This window comes from Pseudomonas nitroreducens, assembly GCF_010994165.1.
Classification (GTDB): domain Bacteria; phylum Pseudomonadota; class Gammaproteobacteria; order Pseudomonadales; family Pseudomonadaceae; genus Pseudomonas; species Pseudomonas nitroreducens.
Map to the genome: position 1 here is coordinate 882171 of NZ_WMBX01000002.1, position 21918 is coordinate 904088.

The 21918-nt window shown below is 65.6% G+C and carries 14 protein-coding genes; 11 read left to right on the top strand and 3 right to left on the bottom strand.

What is annotated here, in order from left to right:
* Window positions 1–28 precede the first annotated feature (28 nt).
* A complete protein-coding gene (gene ercA / locus GJV37_RS11950) occupies window positions 29–1192 on the top strand; it encodes an alcohol dehydrogenase-like regulatory protein ErcA (protein WP_024762493.1) in 1164 nt (387 codons plus the stop codon).
* Entirely contained in the window at window positions 1176–2870 is a 1695-nt protein-coding gene (locus GJV37_RS11955) for a PAS domain-containing hybrid sensor histidine kinase/response regulator (RefSeq protein WP_193452538.1), read from the top strand. The genes ercA and GJV37_RS11955 overlap by 17 nt, the downstream gene beginning before the upstream one ends.
* Before the next feature lie 2 nt (window positions 2871–2872).
* Here the strand turns inward: GJV37_RS11955 and GJV37_RS11960 are convergent, their stop codons facing one another.
* Window positions 2873–5395, bottom strand: coding sequence for an ATP-binding protein (locus GJV37_RS11960; protein ID WP_193452539.1), 2523 nt, complete (start codon window positions 5393–5395; stop codon window positions 2873–2875).
* A 317-nt stretch (window positions 5396–5712) separates the two neighbouring features.
* Here GJV37_RS11960 and GJV37_RS11965 point away from each other — a divergent pair, with 317 nt between their 5' ends.
* The 5 genes from GJV37_RS11965 to GJV37_RS11985 all read left to right on the top strand — a co-directional run bounded on the left by GJV37_RS11965 (window position 5713) and on the right by GJV37_RS11985 (window position 13767).
* Window positions 5713–9189 (top strand): response regulator, encoded by a 3477-nt coding sequence (locus tag GJV37_RS11965; protein ID WP_193452540.1) that lies wholly within the window; start codon window positions 5713–5715, stop codon window positions 9187–9189.
* 1 nt (window position 9190) lies between these two features.
* The gene (locus GJV37_RS11970) at window positions 9191–10009 is read left to right on the top strand and encodes a CheR family methyltransferase (RefSeq protein ID WP_024762497.1); all 819 of its coding nucleotides are present in this window, start codon (window positions 9191–9193) and stop codon (window positions 10007–10009) included.
* Window positions 10006–10593: a chemotaxis protein CheB gene (locus GJV37_RS11975; RefSeq protein WP_037013542.1), complete on the top strand. Its 588-nt coding sequence runs from the start codon at window positions 10006–10008 to the stop codon at window positions 10591–10593. The genes GJV37_RS11970 and GJV37_RS11975 overlap by 4 nt, the downstream gene beginning before the upstream one ends.
* Window positions 10583–11746 (top strand): hybrid sensor histidine kinase/response regulator, encoded by a 1164-nt coding sequence (locus tag GJV37_RS11980; protein ID WP_065083822.1) that lies wholly within the window; start codon window positions 10583–10585, stop codon window positions 11744–11746. The genes GJV37_RS11975 and GJV37_RS11980 overlap by 11 nt, the downstream gene beginning before the upstream one ends.
* 74 nt (window positions 11747–11820) lie before the next feature.
* Window positions 11821–13767, top strand: a complete 1947-nt coding sequence (locus tag GJV37_RS11985; protein WP_193452541.1) for a hybrid sensor histidine kinase/response regulator — start codon at window positions 11821–11823, stop codon at window positions 13765–13767.
* A gap of 305 nt (window positions 13768–14072) precedes the next feature.
* Here GJV37_RS11985 and GJV37_RS11990 read toward each other — a convergent pair whose 3' ends face one another.
* Complete coding sequence (locus GJV37_RS11990) at window positions 14073–14417, bottom strand: hypothetical protein (RefSeq protein WP_193452542.1); 345 nt, start codon at window positions 14415–14417, stop codon at window positions 14073–14075.
* A 269-nt stretch (window positions 14418–14686) separates the two neighbouring features.
* Here GJV37_RS11990 and GJV37_RS11995 point away from each other — a divergent pair, with 269 nt between their 5' ends.
* Genes GJV37_RS11995 through GJV37_RS12005 form a run of 3 tightly spaced genes read left to right on the top strand, consistent with a single transcriptional unit; the run spans window position 14687 to window position 18796 of the window.
* The gene (locus GJV37_RS11995) at window positions 14687–16234 is read left to right on the top strand and encodes an AMP-binding protein (protein ID WP_037013556.1); all 1548 of its coding nucleotides are present in this window, start codon (window positions 14687–14689) and stop codon (window positions 16232–16234) included.
* A gap of 5 nt (window positions 16235–16239) precedes the next feature.
* Complete coding sequence (locus GJV37_RS12000) at window positions 16240–17457, top strand: acyl-CoA dehydrogenase family protein (RefSeq protein ID WP_223121863.1); 1218 nt, start codon at window positions 16240–16242, stop codon at window positions 17455–17457.
* Window positions 17458–17509: 52 nt separating this feature from the next.
* The gene (locus tag GJV37_RS12005; protein ID WP_193452544.1) at window positions 17510–18796 is read left to right on the top strand and encodes an MFS transporter; all 1287 of its coding nucleotides are present in this window, start codon (window positions 17510–17512) and stop codon (window positions 18794–18796) included.
* 19 nt (window positions 18797–18815) lie between these two features.
* Here GJV37_RS12005 and GJV37_RS12010 read toward each other — a convergent pair whose 3' ends face one another.
* Window positions 18816–19763, bottom strand: a complete 948-nt coding sequence (locus GJV37_RS12010) for a LysR family transcriptional regulator (protein ID WP_193452545.1) — start codon at window positions 19761–19763, stop codon at window positions 18816–18818.
* A gap of 294 nt (window positions 19764–20057) precedes the next feature.
* Here GJV37_RS12010 and GJV37_RS12015 point away from each other — a divergent pair, with 294 nt between their 5' ends.
* Window positions 20058–21908, top strand: a complete 1851-nt coding sequence (locus tag GJV37_RS12015) for a DUF1302 domain-containing protein (RefSeq protein WP_193452546.1) — start codon at window positions 20058–20060, stop codon at window positions 21906–21908.
* Window positions 21909–21918: the final 10 nt, after the last annotated feature.

Sequence of the window (21918 nt, forward strand, 5' to 3'; positions counted from 1 at the left end):
TCCCATAACAATAACGACAGAGCCCCCGATGTCCCACGAGCTCAGCCAGCTGCGCAAATTCGTCTCGCCAGAGATCATTTTCGGTGCCGGATGCCGGCACAATGTCGCCAATTACGTGAAAACCTTCGGCGCCCGCAAGGTGCTGGTGGTGTCAGACCCGGGCGTGGTTGCCGCCGGCTGGGTCGCCGATATCGAAGCCAGCCTGGCCGCCCAGGACATTCCCTTCTGCCGCTACACCGAGGTCTCGCCCAATCCGCGTGTCGAAGAAGTGATGCGCGGCGCCGAGGTCTACCGCAGCGAAGGCTGCAACGTGATAGTCGCGGTCGGCGGCGGCAGCCCGATGGACTGCGCCAAGGGCATTGGCATCGTCGCCGCCCACGGCCGCAATATCCTCGAGTTCGAGGGCGTGGACACCCTGCGTGTGCCCAGCCCGCCGCTGATCCTGATTCCCACTACCGCCGGCACCTCGGCGGACGTCTCGCAGTTCGTGATCATCTCCAACCAGGACGAGCGGATGAAGTTCTCCATCGTCAGCAAGGCAGTGGTGCCCGACGTGTCGCTGATCGACCCGGAAACCACCCTGACCATGGACCCGTTCCTCTCTGCCTGCACCGGCATCGACGCCCTGGTGCATGCCATCGAGGCCTTCGTCTCCACCGGCCATGGCCCCCTCACCGACCCCCACGCGCTGGAGGCGATGCGGCTGATCAACGGTAATCTGGTGCAGATGATCGCCAATCCGGCGGACATCGTCCTGCGCGAGAAGATCATGCTGGGCAGCATGCAGGCCGGGCTGGCGTTCTCCAACGCGATCCTCGGCGCGGTGCACGCCATGTCCCATAGCCTGGGCGGCTACCTCGACCTGCCGCACGGGCTGTGCAATGCCGTGCTGGTGGAACACGTGGTGGCCTTCAATTACAGCGCCGCTCCCGAGCGCTTCAAGGTGATTGCCGAGACCTTCGGCATCGACTGCCGCGGCATGAACCACGCACAGATCCGCCAGCGCCTGGTGGAACACCTGATCGCCCTGAAGAACGCCGTGGGCTTCCACGAAAGCCTCGGCCTGCATGGCGTTGGCAGTTCGGATATTCCGTTCCTCTCGCGCCATGCCATGCAGGACCCGTGCATCCTCACCAATCCTCGCGAATCCAGTCTGCGCGATGTCGAGGTGGTATATGGCGAGGCCCTCTGACGAGCAGCAACAACAAGCCCTGGCCGGGTTGCTCGGGCTGGGCAGCCATTCCGCACGCAAGAGCCATTACCCGGAACTGGTGGCGCGCCTGGACGAGCTGGAAACCGAGCGCAACCGCTACAAATGGCTGTTCGAGCACGCCGTCCATGGCATCTTCCAGGCCAGCCTGAGCCAGGGCCTGCGCGCCGCCAACCCGGCGCTGGCGCGGATGCTTGGCTACGACGATCCGCAGCAGGTCTTGTGGAGCCTCCCGGACATGGCCAGCCAACTGTTCGTCGAGGGCGAAGCGGAGATGCGCCGCATCCTGACGCTGTTGCGCGAGCGCGATGGCCTGTTCGGTTATGAGACGCGCCTGCGTCGCCGCGATGGTAGCCACGTCATCGTGCTGATGAACCTGCTGATCAAGCCCGATGAAGAAGGACTGGTGGAAGGCTTCGTCGCCGACATCACCGAACGCGTCCAGGCCCAGCAGCGCCTGCAGAGCCTCAACGAGGAACTGGAGCAGCGCGTCGCCGCACGCACCCGCGAGCTGGAAGGCCTGAACCAGCAGTTGCGCGAGGCGCGCGACGCCGCCGAGGCGGCCAACAACAGCAAGGACAAGTACCTGGCCGCCGCCAGCCACGATCTGCTGCAACCGCTCAATGCCGCGCGTCTGCTGGTCTCCACTCTGCGCGAACGCAAGCTGCCAAACGCCGAGCAGGTGCTGGTGGAGCGCACGCACCAGGCGCTGGAAGGTGCCGAGGATCTGCTCACTGATCTGCTGGAGATTGCCCGGCTGGACCAGAGCGCGATCCGCCCGGACCTGGACGTTTACCCGCTGGGCGAGCTGCTCGGCCCATTGGTTTCCGAATTCGACGAGGTGGCGCGAGCCGCCGGCCTGCGCCTGCGCTCACGGATTCCCGTGGTGGCCGTGCGCACTGATCACCGCCTGCTGTCACGTATCCTGCGCAACCTTCTCAGCAACGCCTGCCGCTACACCGAGCGGGGCAGCGTGATGCTGGCGGCGCGTCGACGCGGCGATAACCTGCGTCTGGAAGTCTGGGACACCGGGCGCGGGATTCCGGCGGGCCAGCTGCAAGCGATCTTCCTCGAATTCAACCAGCTCGATGCCGGCCGCGCGGCGAACCGCAGGGGGGTCGGGCTGGGGCTGGCCATTGTCGATCGCATCGCCGGCATCCTCGGTTGTCGCGTGCAGGTACGCTCGGTGCCTGGGCGTGGTTCGGTGTTTGCCATCGAAGTGCCGCTCGCGCGCGACCTGCAGCACCCGGGCCGGGTCGAGAGCGGCCCGCGTCCGGTCACCGGCGACCCGCTGCCGGGACGGCGCCTGCTGGTCATCGACAACGAAGAGGCAATCCTCGCCAGCATGGCCGCGTTGCTTGGGCAGTGGGGGTGCCAGGTGCTGTCGGCGACGAACTACGAGGAAGCGCTGAAGGCGCTGGATGGCAAGGCGCCGGAGGTGATCCTGGCCGACTACCACCTCGACCATGGAGGCACCGGCTGCGAGGCGGTACGCGGGTTGCGCGAGTATTTCCAGCGTGAACTGCCGGCGGTGATGATCACCGCCGACCGCAGCGACGACTGCCGCCGCGCCCTGCAAAGGCTGGGCATGCCGCTGCTGAACAAACCGGTAAAGCCGGGCAAGCTCCGCGCGGCGCTGAGCCTTTTGCTCAGCAACTGAACTCAACCGTCCTTGCGCCCCAGCATGCCGTTGACCTTGTCGCGCAGCGCGTCGATGGAGAAGGGTTTGGCGATCATCGACATGCGCGTGGCCAGCTCGCTGCCGTCGATGTGGACGATCTCGGCGAAGCCGGTGGCGAACAGGATCGGTAGCTCCGGTCGGGCCTGCCGCGCGGCGGCGGCCAGCTCTTCGCCATTCATGCCCGGCAGGCCGACATCGGTGAGCAGCAGGTCGATGGCAGTGTCGCCCTGCAGGACCGGCAGCGCCTCTTCGGCATCCTCGGCCTGCAGCACCTGATAGCCGATTTCCTCCAGTACCTCCACGGTGAGCATGCGTACCAGGTCGTTGTCTTCGACGACCAGGACACAGAGTTGCTGGTTGGCGGTTGCGGCGGGAGTTGCAGGAATCTGGGGGATGTCGACCACGGTGGAGCCTCTCGGGAAATAGAGTGTGACGCAGGTGCCCTGGCCGGGCTCGCTGCGCAGGCGGATATGCCCGCCGGACTGTTTGATGAAGCCGTAGACCATCGACAGGCCCAGGCCACTGTTGGGGCCGATGCCCTTGGTGGTGAAGAAGGGGTCGAAAACGTGGGTGCGGGTCGCTTCGCTCATGCCCAGGCCATTGTCCTGCAGGGCGAGGGCGAGGTAGTCGCCGGCCGGCAGGTCATGGTCGCCACTGCTGAACGTGTGCCGCTGCAGGACGATGTCCAGGCGTCCGCCGCCCGGCATGGCGTCGCGGGCATTGTCCACGAGGTGGAGCATGGCCTTGTGCAACTGGTCGCGGTCGGTCAGCACGCTGTGCGTCTCTTTCAGGCTCAGCTCCACTGCGACATCCGGGCCGGCGCGCTCGCTCAGTTCGTCCTGCCACTGGCGCAACTGCTGGCCGAGGTCCACCGGGTGCATGGCCAGCGCCTGGCGGCGCGCGAAGGCGAGCAGGTTGTGGGTCAGCTCGGCGGCGCGCTCGGTGGCCTGGGTGGCGGCATGCAGGATGTGGTCAAGCTCGGGTTGAGCGCTGGCCGGCGCGCGGCGGGTGATCAGGTCGAGGCTGAAGCGGATGCTCGCCAGCAGGTTGTTGAAGTCGTGGGCGATGCCGCCGGTGAGCTGGCCGACCGCCTCCATGCGCTGGGCATTGGCCAGGGCGGACTGCGCCTGTTCGAGCAGTTCAGCGGCGCGACGTTGTTCGGTGACGTCGCGGCCGCAGCCGTAGATCAGACCGTTGTCTTCGCTGGCATGCCAGGAAATCCAGCGGTAGCTGCCATCGGCGTGGCGCATGCGGTTCTCGAAGTGCTGCAGGCGCTCGCCGCGGGCGAGGGTGGCGCGGGTGCCGATGCTGGGCGCCAGGTCGTCGGGATGCACGAGCTCCTCGCTGTTGCGGCCGCTGAGCTGCTCTTCACTCCAGCCCAGCAGGCTGCTCCACGCCGGGTTGACACTGCGCAGCACGCCCCGGTGATCGAGCACGCAGAGCAGGTCCTGGCTCATGGCCCACACGCGGTCGCGCTCCTGGGTGCGTTGGCGCGCTTCCTCCTGCACCGCTTCCTTGATCCGCCGCTCCTCGGCGCGCTGGCGGGCAGCGGCCAGGGCATGGCCGAGCAGGGCGGCCAGATCGTTGAAGAAGCTGGCGTAGCTTTCGTCCAGCCGCCGGCGCGGGCTGATGCCGAACACCGCAAGGCTGTCGGCATGGCCGTCCAAGGGGGTGGCGTAGGTGCTGTCGAGCACTTCCGGCCAGGGCGCGAACGCGCGCGCGTACTGACTGCCCAGCGGCGACTGCTGCGGCTGCTGCAGGCCGTTGAACAGGTGCAGCGGGTCATCGTCGGCCGTCAGCCGCGCCGGGACGAAGCGGTCGCTGGCATCGGTGCCGCAGGCGCCGAGCAGAGTGCCGGCGTGGTAGAGCAGGCAGAACGGCACGTCATGGGCGGCTTCGGCGAGCAGGGCAAGGGCCTGGGCGCAGACCTGGGTGATCTCATCGGCCTGGCCAAGACGCTCGGCGAGGCGGGTCAACAGGCGCTGACGGCGTTGCTGGATGACGTTGCCGGTGGTCTCCACGGCGGTATTGAACAGGCCGACGGGCTTGCCGTCCGGCCCGAAGATAGGGCTGACGTTGTAGGTGAAGTAGGCTTCTTCGACATAGCCGAAACGCACCATGGGCAGCAGGCGGTCTTCCTCATGGGCGGCGACACCGGTCTGCAGGATGCCGTTGTACATGGGGTCGAGGATCGACCAGATGTCCGACCAGGCGACCCGCGCCGGCTGCCCCAGGCAGGCGGGGTGCTTGTCGCCGGGTATGACGCTCCAGGCGTCGTTGTACAGCAGGACGAATTCCGGGCCCCAGTAGATGCACACCGGCAGGCGCGAGTTGAGGCCTACCTCGAGGATGCCCTTGAGCGTGGCCGGCCACTGGTCCATCGGGCCGAGCGGCGTTGCCGCCCAGTCGTGCTGGCGGATCAGCGGCGCCATGGCGCTGCTGTTGAGGAGGTCACCGGTGAACGGCGCGGGTGACCTTGAGGTTTCCCCGGGAGAGCTTGGCATCGAGCAGACCCTGCGTCTGATCCTTCGTACAGTGTTGATCAACAATTCCCTATCAGGGGTTGGAAACGCCCGGCGGAAGAAAATTCCACTTTTTTGCGCTCCGGCGGCGAGCCCTGTCGAAAATAGATCGAACGTCCCACAAGAACGCGTGTCAATTCGCCAGCTGGGTAGGTAGCCTACAACTCTTCGCGTTATTATTTCTGCTGTTTTACGAATGTTCTTACAATAACTTCAAGTACTTACCTGGCCTCTGTCGCAGGCGCCACTCCGGTGGCGGACCGCATCCAGGAAGGGCAGCCAACAGGGAATTCGTCTGTATGAACCAGAAACCCGTCGCCGACGAAAGCGCCTTCCGCCGCATCCTTGCGCGCAACATGGCCCTGCCGTTGGGCATCTGCCTGTTGGGCGCGGTGCTGTTCATCGGGCTGATCCTGTACATGCTGAATGTGCTCGGTTGGGTCGAGCACACCGACCGGGTGATCTCCAGCGCCAACGAGATGCAGCGGCTGAGCGTCGACCAGGAGAGCGGCCTGCGCGGCTTCCTGATCACGGGCGATCCGCGCTTCCTCGAACCGCTGGAACAGGCACGGCCACGGATCAACGCCGGGCTGAAGAGCCTCTCGGAGCTGGTCGCCGACAACCCGCCACAGGTCGAGCGGGTCTCGCGCCTGACCTCGATGCAGGACGAGTGGATGACCTTCGCCCAGCAGATGATCGAGCAGCGCCGCCAGGGCGAGGATACCTCCGACGCGATCAAGGCCGGGCGCGGCAAGAGCATGATGGACGCGATCCGCGCCCAGTACGCCTCGTTGATCAACACCGAGCAGCAACTGCGCCACGACCGCAACCAGTTCGCCACCAGCCTGTCGACCGGGGTGGTTGTACTGTACCTGGTGTTCAGCATCGTGGTCGGCACGCTGCTGGCGTACTTCGGGCGCCGGCAGTTGGTCAGCCTGTCCGATTCCTACGCCGAATCCCTGCGTCGCCAGGTGCTGCACAACGAACAACTGCAGCGTCAAGCCTGGCTGCGCGACGGTCAGAGTCGTCTGGGCGAGCAACTGATCGGTCAGCAGTCGCTGCCGAATCTGGGACGCAGTCTGATGGACTTCCTGGGTGAATTCGTCGCGTCCCCGGTGGGGGCGCTGTACGTGCGTGATGATCACGGCGGGCTGCGCTTGACCGGCACCTTCGGGTTCGCCGCCCATGCGCTGGGCGAGGACTATTTCGCCCCGGGCGAAAGCCTGATCGCCCAAACCGCTCGTCAGCGCAAGCTGCGTATGGTAGACGGCCTGCCGCCGGATTACCTGAAGGTCAATTCGGCATTGGGCAATGGCCAGCCGGTGAGCGTGGCGATGCTGCCGCTGCTTAACGATGGCGGCGTTGTCGGTGTATTGGAGCTGGGTTTTCTGCGCCAGTTGGAGGAGCGCGACCAGGCCTTCCTGCAGAACGTCGCCGAGCCCCTGGGGAGCGCCATCGCCTCGGCTCAGTACCGCCAGCGCCAGCAGGATCTACTGGCGGAGACCCAGCAGCTCAATGAAGAGCTGCAAGTCCAGCAGGAAGAGCTGAAGACGGCTAACGAGGAGCTGGAAGAACAGTCGCGGGTGCTCAAGGAGTCCCAGGCGCACCTCGAGGCGCAACAGGCCGAGCTGGAGCAGACCAACGAGCGCCTCGCCGAGCAGGCCCAGGAGCTGGCCGCGCAGCGCGATGACCTCGATGGCAAGAACACCGAGCTGAACCAGGCACGCCTGGACCTGCAGCGGCGTGCCGACGAATTGCAGCGCGCCAGCCGCTACAAGTCCGAGTTCCTCGCCAACATGTCCCACGAGCTGCGCACCCCGCTCAACAGCTCGCTGATCCTGGCGCGCCTGCTGGCGGACAATGAGGACGGCAATCTCAACGACGAGCAGGTGAAGTTCGCCGAGTCGATCTATGGCGCCGGCAATGACCTGCTCAACCTGATCAATGACATCCTCGACATCTCCAAGGTCGAGGCCGGCAAGCTGGAGGTGCGCCCGGAGAATGCCAGCGTGCGACGCCTGGTCGAAGCGGTGGAGGGGCTGTTCCGCCCGCAGGCCGACGACAAGGGCCTGCGCTTCGTCGCCGAAGTCGCCGAAGATACTCCGGCACTGCTGTTCAGCGACCGTCAGCGGGTCGAGCAGATCCTCAAGAACCTGCTGTCCAACGCCTTCAAGTTCACCGATGCCGGCGAAGTCTCGCTGCGTGTCAGCGCCGCGCCCGAGGGGCTGCGCTTCGATGTTCGCGATAGCGGCATTGGCATCGCCGAAGACCAGCTGCAGCGCATCTTCGAGGCCTTCCAGCAGGCGGACGGCGCCACCACCCGCCGTTACGGCGGCACCGGCCTGGGCCTGTCGATTTCCCGCGACCTGGCGCACCTGCTGGGCGGCAGCATCATCGTCAGCAGCCAACCGGGCGAAGGCAGCGTGTTCAGCCTGTTGCTGCCGTTGAACTACGAGGCGCCGGTCGAAACCGATGTGGCCAGCACACCCGCGCCGGTCGTCCCCGCAGCGCCAGTCCCGATGACCCCGCCGGTGGTCCATGCGCCCGTCGCCGCTGCCTTTGCCGATGACCGCGAGCAGCTCAATATCGGTCAGCGCTGCGTGCTGGTGGTGGAGGACGAACCGAAATTCGCCCGCATCCTCTACGACCTGGCCCACGAGCTGGGCTATCGCTGCCTGGTGGCGATGGGCGCCGAGGAGGGCCTGCGCCTGGCCGACGAGCACGGTCCCGACGCCATCCTGCTGGACATGCACCTGCCCGACGAATCCGGCCTCGCCGTGCTGCAACGCCTGAAGGCCAACCCGCGTACCCGCCATGTGCCGGTGCACGTCGTCTCGGTGGAAGACCGCAGCGAAGCGGCCCTGCACCTGGGCGCCATCGGCTATGCCCTCAAACCCACCACCCGCGAGCAACTGCGCGAGGTGTTCGGCAAGCTGGAGGCGAAGCTGACCCAGGAGGTCAAGCGCATCCTGCTGGTGGAGGACGACCCGCTGCAGCGCGACAGCGTCTCGCGACTGATCGGCGACGACGACATCGAGATCACCGCGGTGGAGCAGGGCGAGCAGGCCCTGGAGCTGCTGCGCAGGAATATCTACGACTGCATGATCATCGACCTGAAGCTGCCGGACATGCAGGGCAACGAGTTGCTGCGGCGCATGGGCGAGGAGGACATCTGCTCCTTCCCGCCGGTGATCGTCTACACCGGGCGCAACCTGACCCGCGACGAGGAGGCCGAGCTGCTCAAGTACTCGCGCTCGATCATCATCAAGGGCGCGCGCTCGCCAGAGCGCCTGCTGGACGAGGTGACGCTGTTCCTGCACAAGGTCGAGTCGCAACTCTCCAGCGAGCGCCAGCGCATGCTGCGCACCTCGCGCAATCGCGACCGGGCCTTCGAGGAGCGGCGCATCCTGTTGGTGGACGACGACGTGCGCAATATCTTCGCCCTCACCAGTGCCCTGGAGCACAAGGGCGCCCGCGTGGAAGTGGCGCGCAACGGCCGCGAGGCCATCGAGAAACTCGCTGAGGTCGGCGACATCGACCTGGTGCTGATGGACGTGATGATGCCGGAGATGGACGGCTACGAAGCGACGCGCCTGATCCGCCAGGACGCGCGCTGGAACAAGCTGCCGATCCTCGCCGTGACCGCCAAGGCGATGAAGGACGACCACGAGCTGTGCCTGCGCGCCGGCGCCAACGACTACCTGGCCAAGCCCATCGACCTCGACCGTCTGTTCTCCCTGATCCGTGTCTGGTTACCGAAGCTGGAGCGCATCTGACATGCCTGATCGCAGCCAGGACATCGAGCTGCGCCTCCTCATCGAGGCGATCTACCTGAAGTACAGCTACGACTTCCGGGACTACTCCGGCACCTCGCTCAAGCGCCGGGTGCTGCATGCCACCCAACTGTTCGAGTGCCGCAGTATCTCGGCGTTGCAGGAGCGCATCCTGCACGACCCGCATGCGTTCCACGAGCTGCTGCAGTACCTCACCATCTCGGTGAGCGAGATGTTCCGCGACCCCAGCTACTTCCTCGCGCTGCGCCAGGAGGTGGTGCCGGTGCTGCGCACCTATCCGTCGCTGCGCCTGTGGGTGGCCGGTTGCAGCACGGGTGAGGAGGTCCATTCGCTGGCCATCCTCCTGCATGAAGAGGGGCTGCTGGAGCGCACGCTGATCTACGCCACCGACATCAATCCGCGCTCGCTGGAGCAGGCGCGGCGGGGTATCTACTCAGTGGACGACCTGGCGCAGGCCAGCGCGAACTATCGCGCCGCCGGCGGCAAGGGCTCGCTCTCGGACTACTACACGGCGGCCTACGACGGCGCGCTGTTCGACAAGATGCTGCGGGCCAACGTGACCTTCGCCGACCACAGCCTGGCGACCGACAGCGTGTTCTCCGAGACGCACCTGATTTCCTGCCGCAACGTGCTGATCTATTTCAACCGGCAGTTGCAGAACCGCGCCATCGGCCTGTTCCACGAATCGCTGTGCCACCGCGGCTTCCTCGGCCTGGGCAGCAAGGAAAGCCTGGACTTCACCGACTTCGCCTCGGAGTTCGAGGTGGTGAACCGCCGCGAACGGGTGTTCCGCAAGCGATGAACAGGCAACGAGCTGTGCGGGCCGTGGTCATCGGTGCCTCCGCGGGCGGCGTGGATGCCTTGTTCCAGTTGTTTGACGGGTTGCCGGCGGACTTTGCCCTACCCATGGTGGTGGTTCTGCACTTGCCCGAGAGCCACGAGAGCCAGTTGGTCGAGCTGTTCGCCCGGCGCCTGGAGATTCCGGTGCGCGAGGCACACGACAAGGCACCGATTGAGGCGGGCACGCTGTACTTCGCCGCGGCGGGTTACCACCTGTCCATCGAGCGGGATTTCACCTTTGCCCTGAGCCGAGAGGCGCCGCGGAACTTCTCCCGGCCCTCGATCGACATCCTCTTCGACTCGGCGGCGGATGCCTACCGCGGCGCGCTGGCCGGCATCCTGCTGACCGGCGCCAACCAGGATGGCGCCGAAGGCCTTGCGCACATCCACCGCGAGGGCGGTCTCAGCATCGTCCAGGACCCGGCCGAAGCCGCCGTGTCCACCATGCCGGAAGCGGCCATTGCACTGCACGCCCCGGACTACATTCTCCCTTTGCGCGAGATTCACGCGCTCCTGCTCCGAATGGGCCCCCGACATGCTGCGTAACCAGGGAAGCAAACTGCTGATCGTTGACGACCTGCCGGAGAATCTGCTGGCACTGGAAGCGTTGATCAAGGGCGAGGGCCGTGAGGTGTTCAAGGCCTCCTCGGCGGACGAGGCGCTGTCGCTGCTGCTGGAACATGAGTTCGCCCTGGCGCTGCTGGACGTGCAGATGCCCGGCATGGACGGCTTCGCCCTGGCCGAGCTGATGCGGGGCACCGAGCGCACCAAGAACATTCCCATCGTCTTCGTCACTGCCGCCGGGCGCGAGCTGAACTACGCCTTCAAGGGCTATGAAAGCGGCGCGGTGGACTTCCTCTACAAGCCGCTGGACAACCATGCGGTGCGCAGCAAGGTGAACGTCTTCGTCGACCTCTACCGCCAGCGCAAGGTACTGGAGCAGGCACGTGCCGAACAGGACGCGCTGCTTGCGGAGCTGCGCGAGACCCAGGTGGAGCTGCAGCGCGCGGTGAAGATGCGCGATGACTTCATGTCCATCGTCTCCCACGAGCTGCGCACGCCGCTCAATGGTCTGATGCTGGATACCCAGCTGCGCCGGTTGCAGCTGGCCAAGGGCAAGCTGGAGCACTTCGCCCAGGATCGCCTGGGTGTGCTCTTCGAGCGCGACGAGCGCCAACTGGTCGGCCTGACCCGGCTGATCGAGGACATGCTCGACGTCTCGCGCATTCGCACCGGCAAGCTGTCGATCCGCCCGGAAGCGGCTGATCTCGCCGACATTGCCCGCCGCGTGCTGGGCAATTTTGCCATCCAGGCCCAGGCTGTCGGCTGCGATTTGAGCCTGAGCGCGCTGGAGCGGGTAGAGGGTGTGTGGGACGCGTACCGTATCGAGCAGGTGATCAGCAATCTGGTCAGCAATGCCCTGCGTTATGGCCCCGGCCAGCCGGTCGAGGTGACGGTTGCGGTATACGGGGGCCAGGCACAGCTTTGCGTACGCGACCACGGCGATGGCATCAGCGCCGAGGAGCAGCGTCGCATCTTCCAGCAGTTCGAGCGCGGCGCCGGCGCAACCCGCGTCGCCGGATTGGGGCTTGGGCTCTTCATTTCCGAACAGATCGTCCAGGCCCACGGCGGCCGCATCGAGGTGCGCAGCGAGCCGGGGCAGGGGGCGGAGTTCTGCGTCTACCTGCCGTTGGATTGAGCGCCGTCCGGCGGCATTCGAAGTGACGTGCCTGAGCCTATGCTTTGCTCCAATGAGCCAAGAGAGCAGATTTCATGCCCGAAAAGACTGCCAGCACCGCCCAACTCGTCGAAGACGCACGCTACCGCCTACTGGTCGAGGCGGTAACCGACTATGCCATCTATATGCTCGACCCCGATGGTCGGGTCAGTAGCTGGAGCTCCGGTGCTCAGCGGCTGAAGGGCTACGCCGCCGATGAAATCCTCGGCGAGCATTTCTCGCGGTTCTATACGCCCACCGATCGCGAGGCCGGCCTGCCCGAGCGGGCACTGGGCGAAGCGGCGCGGGTCGGTCGTTACGAGAGCGAAGGTTGGCGCCTGCATCGCGATGGCAGTTCGTTCTGGGCCCACGTCGTGATCGACGCCATCCGCAGCAGCGAAGGCGAGTTGCTGGGCTTTGCCAAGATCACCCGTGACCGCACCGAACAGCATGAGACGGAGCTGGCCCTGCGGCGCAGCGAGCAGCAGTTCCGCCTGCTGGTCAATGGCGTGACCGACTATGCCCTGTACATGCTCGATGCCGAGGGCAATGTCACCAGCTGGAACTCCGGAGCCGAACGAATCAAGGGCTACCATCCGGAGGAAATCATCGGCCGCCGCTTCGATTGCTTCTACTGCGACGAGGACCGCCAGGCCGGCGTCCCGCGGGCCAGCCTGGATACTGCACTGGCCGAGGGGCGCTACGAGGAAGAGCGCTTGCAGATGCGCAAGGACGGCTCGCGCTTCTGGGCCAATATCGTCATTGATCCGGTGTTCGACGACACCGGCAAGCTGCTGGGGTATGCCAAGATCACCCGCGACATCACCGACAAGCGCCGCGCCCAGGAAGAGCTGGAGCGCGCTCGCGATGAGCTGATCCAGTCGCAGAAGATGGAGTCCCTGGGCCAGCTTACCGGTGGCGTCGCCCACGACTTTAATAACCTGCTGACGGTGATCCTCGGCGGTCTTCAACTGCTCGAACGGCAGTTACCGAAGGATAATGAGAAGATCCAGACCATCTGGCGCAATGCCCTGGAGGCGACTCGCCGTGGCGCCCAGCTGACGCAGCGGATGCTGGCGTTCGCCCGCAAGCAGCGGCTGTTCCCGCAGCCGATCCAACTGCCGGCGCTGCTGCAGGACATGAGCGAACTGCTGGTCAGCTCCCTGGGCCCGACCATCAGCCTGGAGACCCGCTTTCCGCTTCAGCTGGACTGCGTGATGAGCGACCAGAACCAGCTGGAGCTGGCGATCATCAACCTGGCCACCAACGCTCGGGACGCCATGCCAGGCGGTGGCCGCATCACCTTTTCGGCACGCAACGCCCAGGTCGGGCCGCAGCAGAGCGGCAAGCTGGCGCCGGGGGAGTACGTGTGCCTGGCTGTGACCGACTCGGGACAGGGCATGGACGAGGATACCCTGCGTCGCGCCGCCGAGCCTTTCTTCACCACCAAGCCCACCGGCAAGGGCACCGGGCTGGGGTTGTCCATCGTCCACGGCCTGGCGCAGCAGCAGGGTGGAGCGCTACTGCTGCGCAGTACGCCGGGGCAGGGCACTACGGCGGAAATCTGGTTGCCGGCGGTGAAGCCGACGGCGGGGCTGGAGGTGGCGGAGGACCCGCAAACGGTCGTGCGGGCCGAACCGAACGAACCATTGGCGCTGCGAGTGCTGGTGGTGGATGACGATGCGCTGGTCCTGGCCGGCACCAGCGCGTTATTGGCCGACCTCGGCTGCATGGCGGCGCGAACCGACTCGGCGCGAGCGGCCCTGCAGTTGCTGGAGCAATCGGCGTTCGATTTGATGATCACCGACTTCGCCATGCCGGACATGGACGGCATGCTGCTGATACAGCAGGTGCGCCAGTCCTATCCAGAGCTGACCTGCGTGCTCACCACTGGCTACGCCGGACGGGTGGATACCCTGGCCGACTCGTTGCTGAGCCTGCCCAAGCCGTTCGATCGCGATCAGTTGCTGGCACTGCTGTTGCGAGTGAAAAGCGGCGGGTAGAAAAAGCGAACCTCCCAGTCCCGGGCGCAGCCCAATAGGGACTGCCAATGCTCAGGAGGTTCTGTCATGCACGCCCACTCGTATGCCCAGCGACCGGAGCCACAGGAAGCTCCGCCCGACCGTGAGAGCCAGATTCCCGAGGACTTTCCCGAGGAGGTGCCGATGCAGCAGCCTCCGGAGGAGCCGGTACCCCGGCCGGAGCAATAGCCGCCTGCTGCGCCCCTACGGGAGCGCGCCATACCTGTGCGCATGGCGCGCTTCTTCTGCTCAGGTGCTCAGGACGATAGCTGTGTGCGTAATCGAGGTCAGTGCCGTGTCGGCCGGCGTTTCGGACGCAGGCCTTCGGCGACCTCCACCTCGATCAGCGAGCCGGGGTCTTCATTGCCCGGGTCATTGATGCCGGGCTCGGCCATGGCAGAGTCCAGGCTGCCCTGGGGCATCAGGCCTTCGCTGCGGTCGCGGAGGTCGAGCAGCGGCAGCAGATCGTCGTGGAATTCCTGCTGCTGCGTCTCGGAAAGCGCGGCGAAACCGTGGTTGAGGATATAGCGGGCGAGAACTTCCTGACGGCTGTCAGCCACCAGCGCGCCTTCGTCGAGCAGGCGACGAAGGCGCTCTGTGCGCTCAAGATCGCGGTGTTCGTTGCAGCCCATCGTTCGCACCTCCCAGATCGGTTCCAGCGCGGGTGGTTAAGCGTGTGCGGCTCGGTATGAGCACTGGCAGTCGGCGATATCTTTGTGGCCGCCTGATCGGAAGACCGGCGCCGCGCGCGGCCGTTCGCGGCGAGGGACGAACGGTCCCGGTCCTGCACGCCAGACTGCCATCGCATTCCGGCATGGCCGGCATCGACCTATGGTATTGGCCGGACGCGGCGCGCGGCTCTTAGCATCTCGGATGTCTTCCCCGACAACGAGAACAACAAGTGGACCTGGGTAAAATCCTGCGCCGTAGCGCGCTTTACTGGCCTGACCGCGAAGCCGTGGTCGATTCCCGCCAACGCATCACCTTCGCCGACCTCGAACGCCGCACCAACCGACTGGCCTCGGGCCTGCTGGCGCTGGGGCTGGAGTCGGGCGCCCATGTGGCGATCCTGGCGCTCAACCGTGTCGAACTGGTGGAGGCGGAGATCGCCTTCTACAAGACCGCCATGGTCAAGGTGCCGATCAATGCGCGCCTGGCTGCCGATGAAGTCCTCAGCGTGCTGAAGGATTCGCGCAGCCAGGCGGTGATCGCCGATGCGACCTTCGCCCGGCTGATCGACCAGCGACGCGCCGAGCTGCCGGACCTGCAACTGATAGTTCCGCTGGCGGACGAGGGGGGCGACGTGCCCTACGAGCAGGTCCTCGAGCGAGGCTCGGAGGCTCCCATCAGCTGCGACCCCGCCGACGACGCCCTGGCCGTGCTGCACTACACCTCCGGCAGCTCCGGCGTGCTCAAGGCCGCCATGCTCAGCGTCGGCAACCGCAAGGCGCTGGTGCGCAAGAGCATCGCCAGCCCCACCGGTCGCTCCGGCCCTGGTGACGTGATGGCCCACGTCGGCCCGATCACCCACGCCAGCGGCATGCAGATCCTGCCGCTGCTGGCCGCCGGTGCCTGCAACCTGCTGGTGGAGCGTTACGACGACCGCCTGCTGCTGGAGACCATTGAGCGCGAACGGGTTACCCGTCTGTTCCTGGTGCCGGCAATGATCAACCGCCTGGTGAACTTCCCTGCTGTGGAAACCTATGACCTGAGCAGCCTGCGCCTGGTGATGTACGGCGCTGCTCCTATGGCGCCGGCGTTGGTGCGACGTGCCATGCAGGTGTTCGGGCCGATCCTCGCCCAGGGCTACGGCGCTGGCGAGACCTGCTCACTGGTTACCGTGCTCACCGAACAGGACCACATCGCCGCGCTGGATGACCCCAAACGTCTGGCTTCCTGCGGACGCTGTTACTTCGACACCGACCTGCGGGTGGTCAACGAGGACTTCGAGGACGTGAAGGCCGGCGAGATCGGCGAGATCGTCGTGCGCGGGCCGGACATCATGCAGGGCTACTGGCAGGCGCCGGAGCTGACCGCCGAGGTCATGCGCGACGGCTACTACCTCACCGGCGATCTCGCCACGGTGGATGAGCACGGCTACGTGTTCATCGTCGACCGCAAGAAGGAAATGATCATCTCCGGCGGCTTCAACATCTACCCGACCGAAGTGGAGCAGGTGCTCTACAGCCTGCCGGAAATCTTCGAGGCGGCGGTGGTTGGCGTACCTGATGAGCAATGGGGCGAGGCGATCAAGGCGGTGGTGGTGCTCAAGCCTGGCATGCAGCTGGACGAGGCACGGATCATCGAGCTGTGCGCCGCGCAGCTGGCCGGCTTCAAGAAGCCGCGCAGCGTGGACTTCGTCGGCGAACTGCCGAAGAACCCCAACGGCAAGATCGTGCGCCGCCTGGTGCGCGAGCCCTACTGGCAGAACCAGGATCGGCGGATCTGAGGAAAATGACCATGCAAGCTGACTCTCTGCAAACGAGCTCCGTGCACGCGAGCTATCCGGGTATTCAGCCCAGCGCCAAAGCGCAGGCGATCATCGACGATCTGCGCGGCTTCCTGCGCGAAGAGCTGCAGCCGCTGGAGCAGCGCGAAGGCATCCGCTTTGGCGAAAAGCACTCCCGCGAGCTGCTGCGCAATCTGTGGAAGCGCTCCTGCGAGCGCGGCTTTTACAACATCATGCTGCCCGAAGAGCTTGGCGGCGCCGGCCTGGGTATCGCCGACCTGTGCGCAGTGAAGGAAGCCGCTGCCAGCAGCGGCGCGGTGCTGGCCGCCCATGTGCTGGGCGAGCTGAGCGGCCCGCCGCGAGTCGGCCACCTGTTCCGCGTGGCCAGCGAGGAGCAGATCGAGCACTTCCTGCGCCCGGTGTGCCGTGCCGAGAAGGCCGTGTGTTTCGCCCTGACCGAGGCTGAGGCTGGCTCCGACGCCACGGCGATCAGGACCAGCGCGCGTCTGGAGGGTGATCACTACGTACTGGATGGCGCCAAGCGCTACATCTCCGGCGCGCCCTACGCGGACTTCGCCGTGCTGCTGGCGGTGACCGGGCCGGGCAAAGGCGCGGAAGGCATCTCGGCATTCTTTGTCGATCTGTCGGCGCCGGGGGCGAAGGTGGTTTCCGACTATCAGGCGATGTCCGGCCCCGGTACCCACGGTGACATCCTCCTCGAAGGGGTGAAGGTGCCGGTGGCGCACCGCATCGGCGCGGAGGGCAAGGGCTTCAAGCTGGCCATGGGGCGCATCACCCTGAACCGCCTGCTGCATTGCGCGACCATGCTCGGCATGGCCGAGCTGGCGCTGAACCTGTCGGTGGATTACGCGCGCTCGCGGGTGCAGTTCGGCCGACCGATCGGCATGTTCCAGGCGGTCAGCCACATGATCGCTGACATGGCCACAGAGCTGTATGCCGCGCGCAGCATGATGTACGCCACGGCGGCCTGCTACGACGGGGGCGGTGACATCCGCACCCAGTCGTCGATGTGCAAGGTGTTCAGCTCGGAAACCGCCTTCCGCATTGCCGACCGCGCAGTGCAGGTGCATGGCGGAGCCGGGTTGATCAATGGCCATCCGGTGGAGTGGCTGTTCCGCGCGACCCGTATGATGCGCATCCTCACCGGCACCAGTGAAATCCAGCGCAACACCATCGCCAAGGGCATCCTGATGCCCGACTGATCGGCGGGACACTCAGGCACTGCACCCGACAAGAACAAGAGAGATAAGCGACATGCAAGATTCTTCTGCTAAAGAGCATGCCTACCAGCCCCGCCGGGCCTGGACGGTCGCCTTCCTGCTGGCGGCAATGATGCTGGTGAACTTTCTCGACAAGGTGGTCACCGGCCTGGTGGCGGTGCCGATGATGAAGGAGCTGGACCTGACGCCAGCGGAGTTCGGCCTGGTCGGCGGCAGCCTGCACTGGCTGTTCTCCCTCTCCGCGGTGGTCGGTGGCTTCCTCGCCAACCGCCGCTCCACCCGCTGGCTGTTGCTGGGCATGGGCGCCTTCTGGGCGCTGGTGCAGTTGCCGATGCTCTATGCCACTTCGCTATGGACGCTGGTGGCCTGCCGGGTGCTGCTCGGTGTGGGCGAGGGGCCGGCTTCGCCGGTCGCCACCCATGCGCTGTACAAGTGGTTCCCGGACGAGCGCCGCAGCCTGCCGGTCGCGCTGCTGCACTCGGGCAGCGCCATGGGCCTGCTGATCGCCGGGCTGATGATCCCGTGGGTCAGCAGCCATTACGGCTGGCGCAGCAACTTCGCCGTGCTGGCGGTGCTCGGGCTGGCGTGGTGTGTGGCCTGGCTCCTGCTCGGTAGCGAAGGTCAATTGGCCGATGGGAAACGCAGCGGGCAGGGCGCCGAACGCTTGCCCTACCGCCGTCTGCTGGGCGACAGCACGGTGCTGGCCAACTATTTCTGCCACTTCGCCGCCAACTGGTCGCTGGCGCTGACACTGACCTGGGTGCCGGCCTACCTGGAGAGCGGCCTGGGCCTGAGCGCGATGAACGCCGGGCGGCTGTTTGGCCTGTTCGTGCTGGTGACCATGCCGCTGAGCCTGTTCATGGCGTGGCTGTCGCAGCGCCTGTTGCGCGCCGGGTTGTCGTCGCGGGTGGCCAGGGGCGTATTCGTCTCGGCTTGCCTGATGGCCAGCGGCGTGCTGTCCATCAGCCTGCTGGCGGACCTGCCGGTGGCGCTGCGCATGACCTACATGACCCTCAGCGGCGGCCTGGCGCTGGTAATGTACTCCGTGGGCCCGGCGATGCTTGCCGAAGTCACGCCCACCGCGCAGCGCGGCAGCATCCTGGCTATCGGCAATGCCTTCGCCTCGCTGGCGGGGCTGAGCGCGCCCATCGTCACCGGCTTCCTGGTACAACGCTCCGGTGGCCTGGATGGAGCAGGTTACGCCCACGGTTTTGCGGTCAGCGGCGTGCTGCTGGTGGTGGCGGGACTGGTCGGCCTGGCCTGGCTGCGCCCGCAGCGTTCGCGGGCGCAGTTGTCGATGGCGTTGCTCAGCCCCAGCTGAGCTTCCCCGCGTATCGCGGTCAATCGAGGAGATTGACCACCGGCAGAGGCGAGCGCGCGATCAGCTCGCCTTTCCACGCTCCGCTGGCCACCGCTTCCACCAGCAGCTCGCGCACCAGGTCATGCACGCAGGACGCCGCGAAGCTCAGCGGCTTGTGCGCCGAGTGGGCGATGGAAACGGTGCGCTCGATCTGCGGCTCGACGATGCGCCGAGCCAGCGGCTGCGAAGCCACCTCGATGGGCGGCCAGTTGCTGATGGTCGCCGCCAGCCCGCTGACCACCAGGCCGGTGATTCCCACGGCGGACTGCTGCTCGTACTTCACATTCAGCTCGACCCCGGCTGACATCGCCGCCTGCTCGATACGCCGGCGCAGGTGCATGCTGCGCGGCGGCATCACCAGCGGCTGGCTGAGCGCCTCGGCCAGGGTCACGGTGTCGCCTTCGCTGGCCAGCGGCAGGCGTCCGACCCAGTAGAGCTGCTCGACGAAGATCGGCTCGGCAATGACGCCCTCCAGCTCCTCGGCGTTGGGCACGATGCCGAAATCCACCTTGCCCAGCTCGATGGCTTCACCACCTTCCTTGCTCAGGCCGTCGCGCACCACAAGCTCGATGCCGGCGAACTTCTCCTGCACACGGCGGATGATCGTTGGCAGCAGCAGGGCAGAGGTGGTCACTGGAATCGCCACCGACACCCGCCCGCGCGGATCGCCGCGGCTGGACATCAGCTCGTCCTTCACCGAATCGATCTTCTGCACCACCGAGCGGGCCACCTCATAGAGGCGCCGGCCGGCATCGGTGAGATCAACGCCGTCGTGCTGGCGCAGCAGCAACTGCACTTCCAGCTCACTCTCCAGCATGCCGATCTGCCGGCTCAGCGCCGGCTGGGCGATATACGCCTTGCGGGCGGCGGCGGAGAAGCTGCCGGCTTCGGCGATGGCGATCAGGTAACGCAACTGCTTGAGGGTCATCGTCGTGCCTTTCCGGCCATGCCGGTTTGTTATGGGGCCCATCTGAAGACGATATTTGTTCGTCGTCCGGCGGCTATTTAGTATCGACTCATCCGAGCAAATCAAGGGACGGTAACGATAAGAAAACAATCTCGGAAGTATCCTGGAAGTTCATTCGAAGAATAATTCTTCTCTTCAAAATATCCAGATAATTCAATCATCTGAGATCGATAGTTCATGTTGCCTCATGTGCTTTCGAGGATGAGTTTGTATTGCCTGCAGATCGCTCGAACAAGAATAAAGAGGATAAGAGTGATGACGCCGAAAGTTCGCATCATGGTGCGAGGTTCATGGCTATTGGTCGCAACTTGCGCCTGCCATCCCGCCTGGGGTTTCACCTTCGACATCGGGGAAATCCAGGGTCAGTTCGACTCCGCGCTGTCGCTGGGCGCGAGCCTGTCCACCCACAACCCGGAACAGCGCCTGATGCGCAGCGCCTCGGGCGATGACGGCCGCCGCAACTATCGCGCAGGCGACGTGTTCTCGAAGATCTTCAAGGGCCGCCATGACCTGGAGCTGAAATACGGCGACAGCGGTGTGTTCCTGCGCGGCAGCTACTGGTACGACTACGCCTTGCGTGACGAGAGCCAGCGCTTCAAGGACGTCGAGGACAACGGACGCAAGAACGCCAACAAATCCGCCGGCTTCGAGTTGCTCGATGCCTTCGTCTACCACAACTTCCAGATCGCCGATGAGCCAGGTTCGGTGCGCCTGGGCAAGCAGGTGGTGAACTGGGGTGAAAGCACTTTCATCCAGGGCGGCCTGAACGTGGTCAACCCGACCAACCTGTCGGCTATCCGCCGGCCAGGCTCGGAGGTGAAGGACGCACTGGTGCCGGTGAACCTGTTCTACGTGACGCAGAACCTCAGCGAGAACCTCTCCGCCGACTTTTTCTACCAATTGGACTGGGAACAGACCAACCTGGACAACTGCGGCACCTTCTTCTCCAACAATGACTATATCCCCGACGGCTGCTCCGGCCTGGACGTGGGCAGGAATCTCAGCGGCAACGCCGCCGCGATGCGCGCGCTGACGCCGTTCGGCGTGGACCTGACCAGCGAAGGCATCCGCCTGCAGCGTGCCGCCGACCAGGACGCGCGCAACAGCGGGCAGTGGGGCCTGTCGCTGCACTGGTTCGTACCGGCGCTGGACACCGAATTCGGCGCCTACGCCGCCAACTATCATAGCCGCCTGCCGTACACCGGCTCGATCAGCAGCCCGTACCTGACCAACACCGACTTCGTGCCGCAGCTCTGCGGCAACCTCGGTCTGTCCGGAGCGGCCTGCAACGGCCTGATGAACAGCAGCGCCGGCAAGACGTTGACCGATGCGCTGCGCATGGGCACTTCCAGCTACTTCGTCGAGTACCCCGAAGACATCCGCCTGTACGGCCTGACCTTCGCCACCACGTTGTCCAGTGGGACTGCACTGCAGGGCGAGTTGAGCTACCGGCCGAACCTGCCCCTGCAGTTCAACGGCCCTGACCTGATCCAGTCCGGCCTCGGCGATCCGTCGCGCACGCCGTTGTACAACAGCGGTGTCGTGGCTTACGCCGACAGCAACGCCACCGACGGCTACCGCCGCAAGGAAGTGACCCAGGCGCAGATGACCGCCACCCAGAGCGTCAGCCAGGTCATGGGCGCCGATCAGCTGGTGCTGGTGGGCGAGGTGGGCGCCACCTTCGTCGGCGGCCTGGAAGGCAACGGCGGCCCGCGCTATGGGCGCAACAGCACCTTCGGCTCCGGCGAACTGGCCAACAACGCGGTGTGCATCGCCAACTCGGCTACACCAGAGAACTGCAACAACGACGGCTTCGTCACGTCCTTCTCCTGGGGCTACCGCGCCCGCGCGATCTGGAACTACGCCAATGCCATCGCCGGCATCGACCTCAAGCCGGGGATTTCCTGGTCCCACGATGTGAAGGGCTACGCGCCGGCGGAAGTCTCGGGCTTCAACGAGGGCGCCAAAGCCATCGGCCTGTCGCTGGATGCGGACTTCAACAGCACCTACAACGCCGGCATTTCCTACACCAACTACATCGATGGCGACTACGGCATTCGCGGTGACCGCGACTTCGTCTCGCTGTCGGTCGGCATCAACTTCTAAGCGGAGCCTG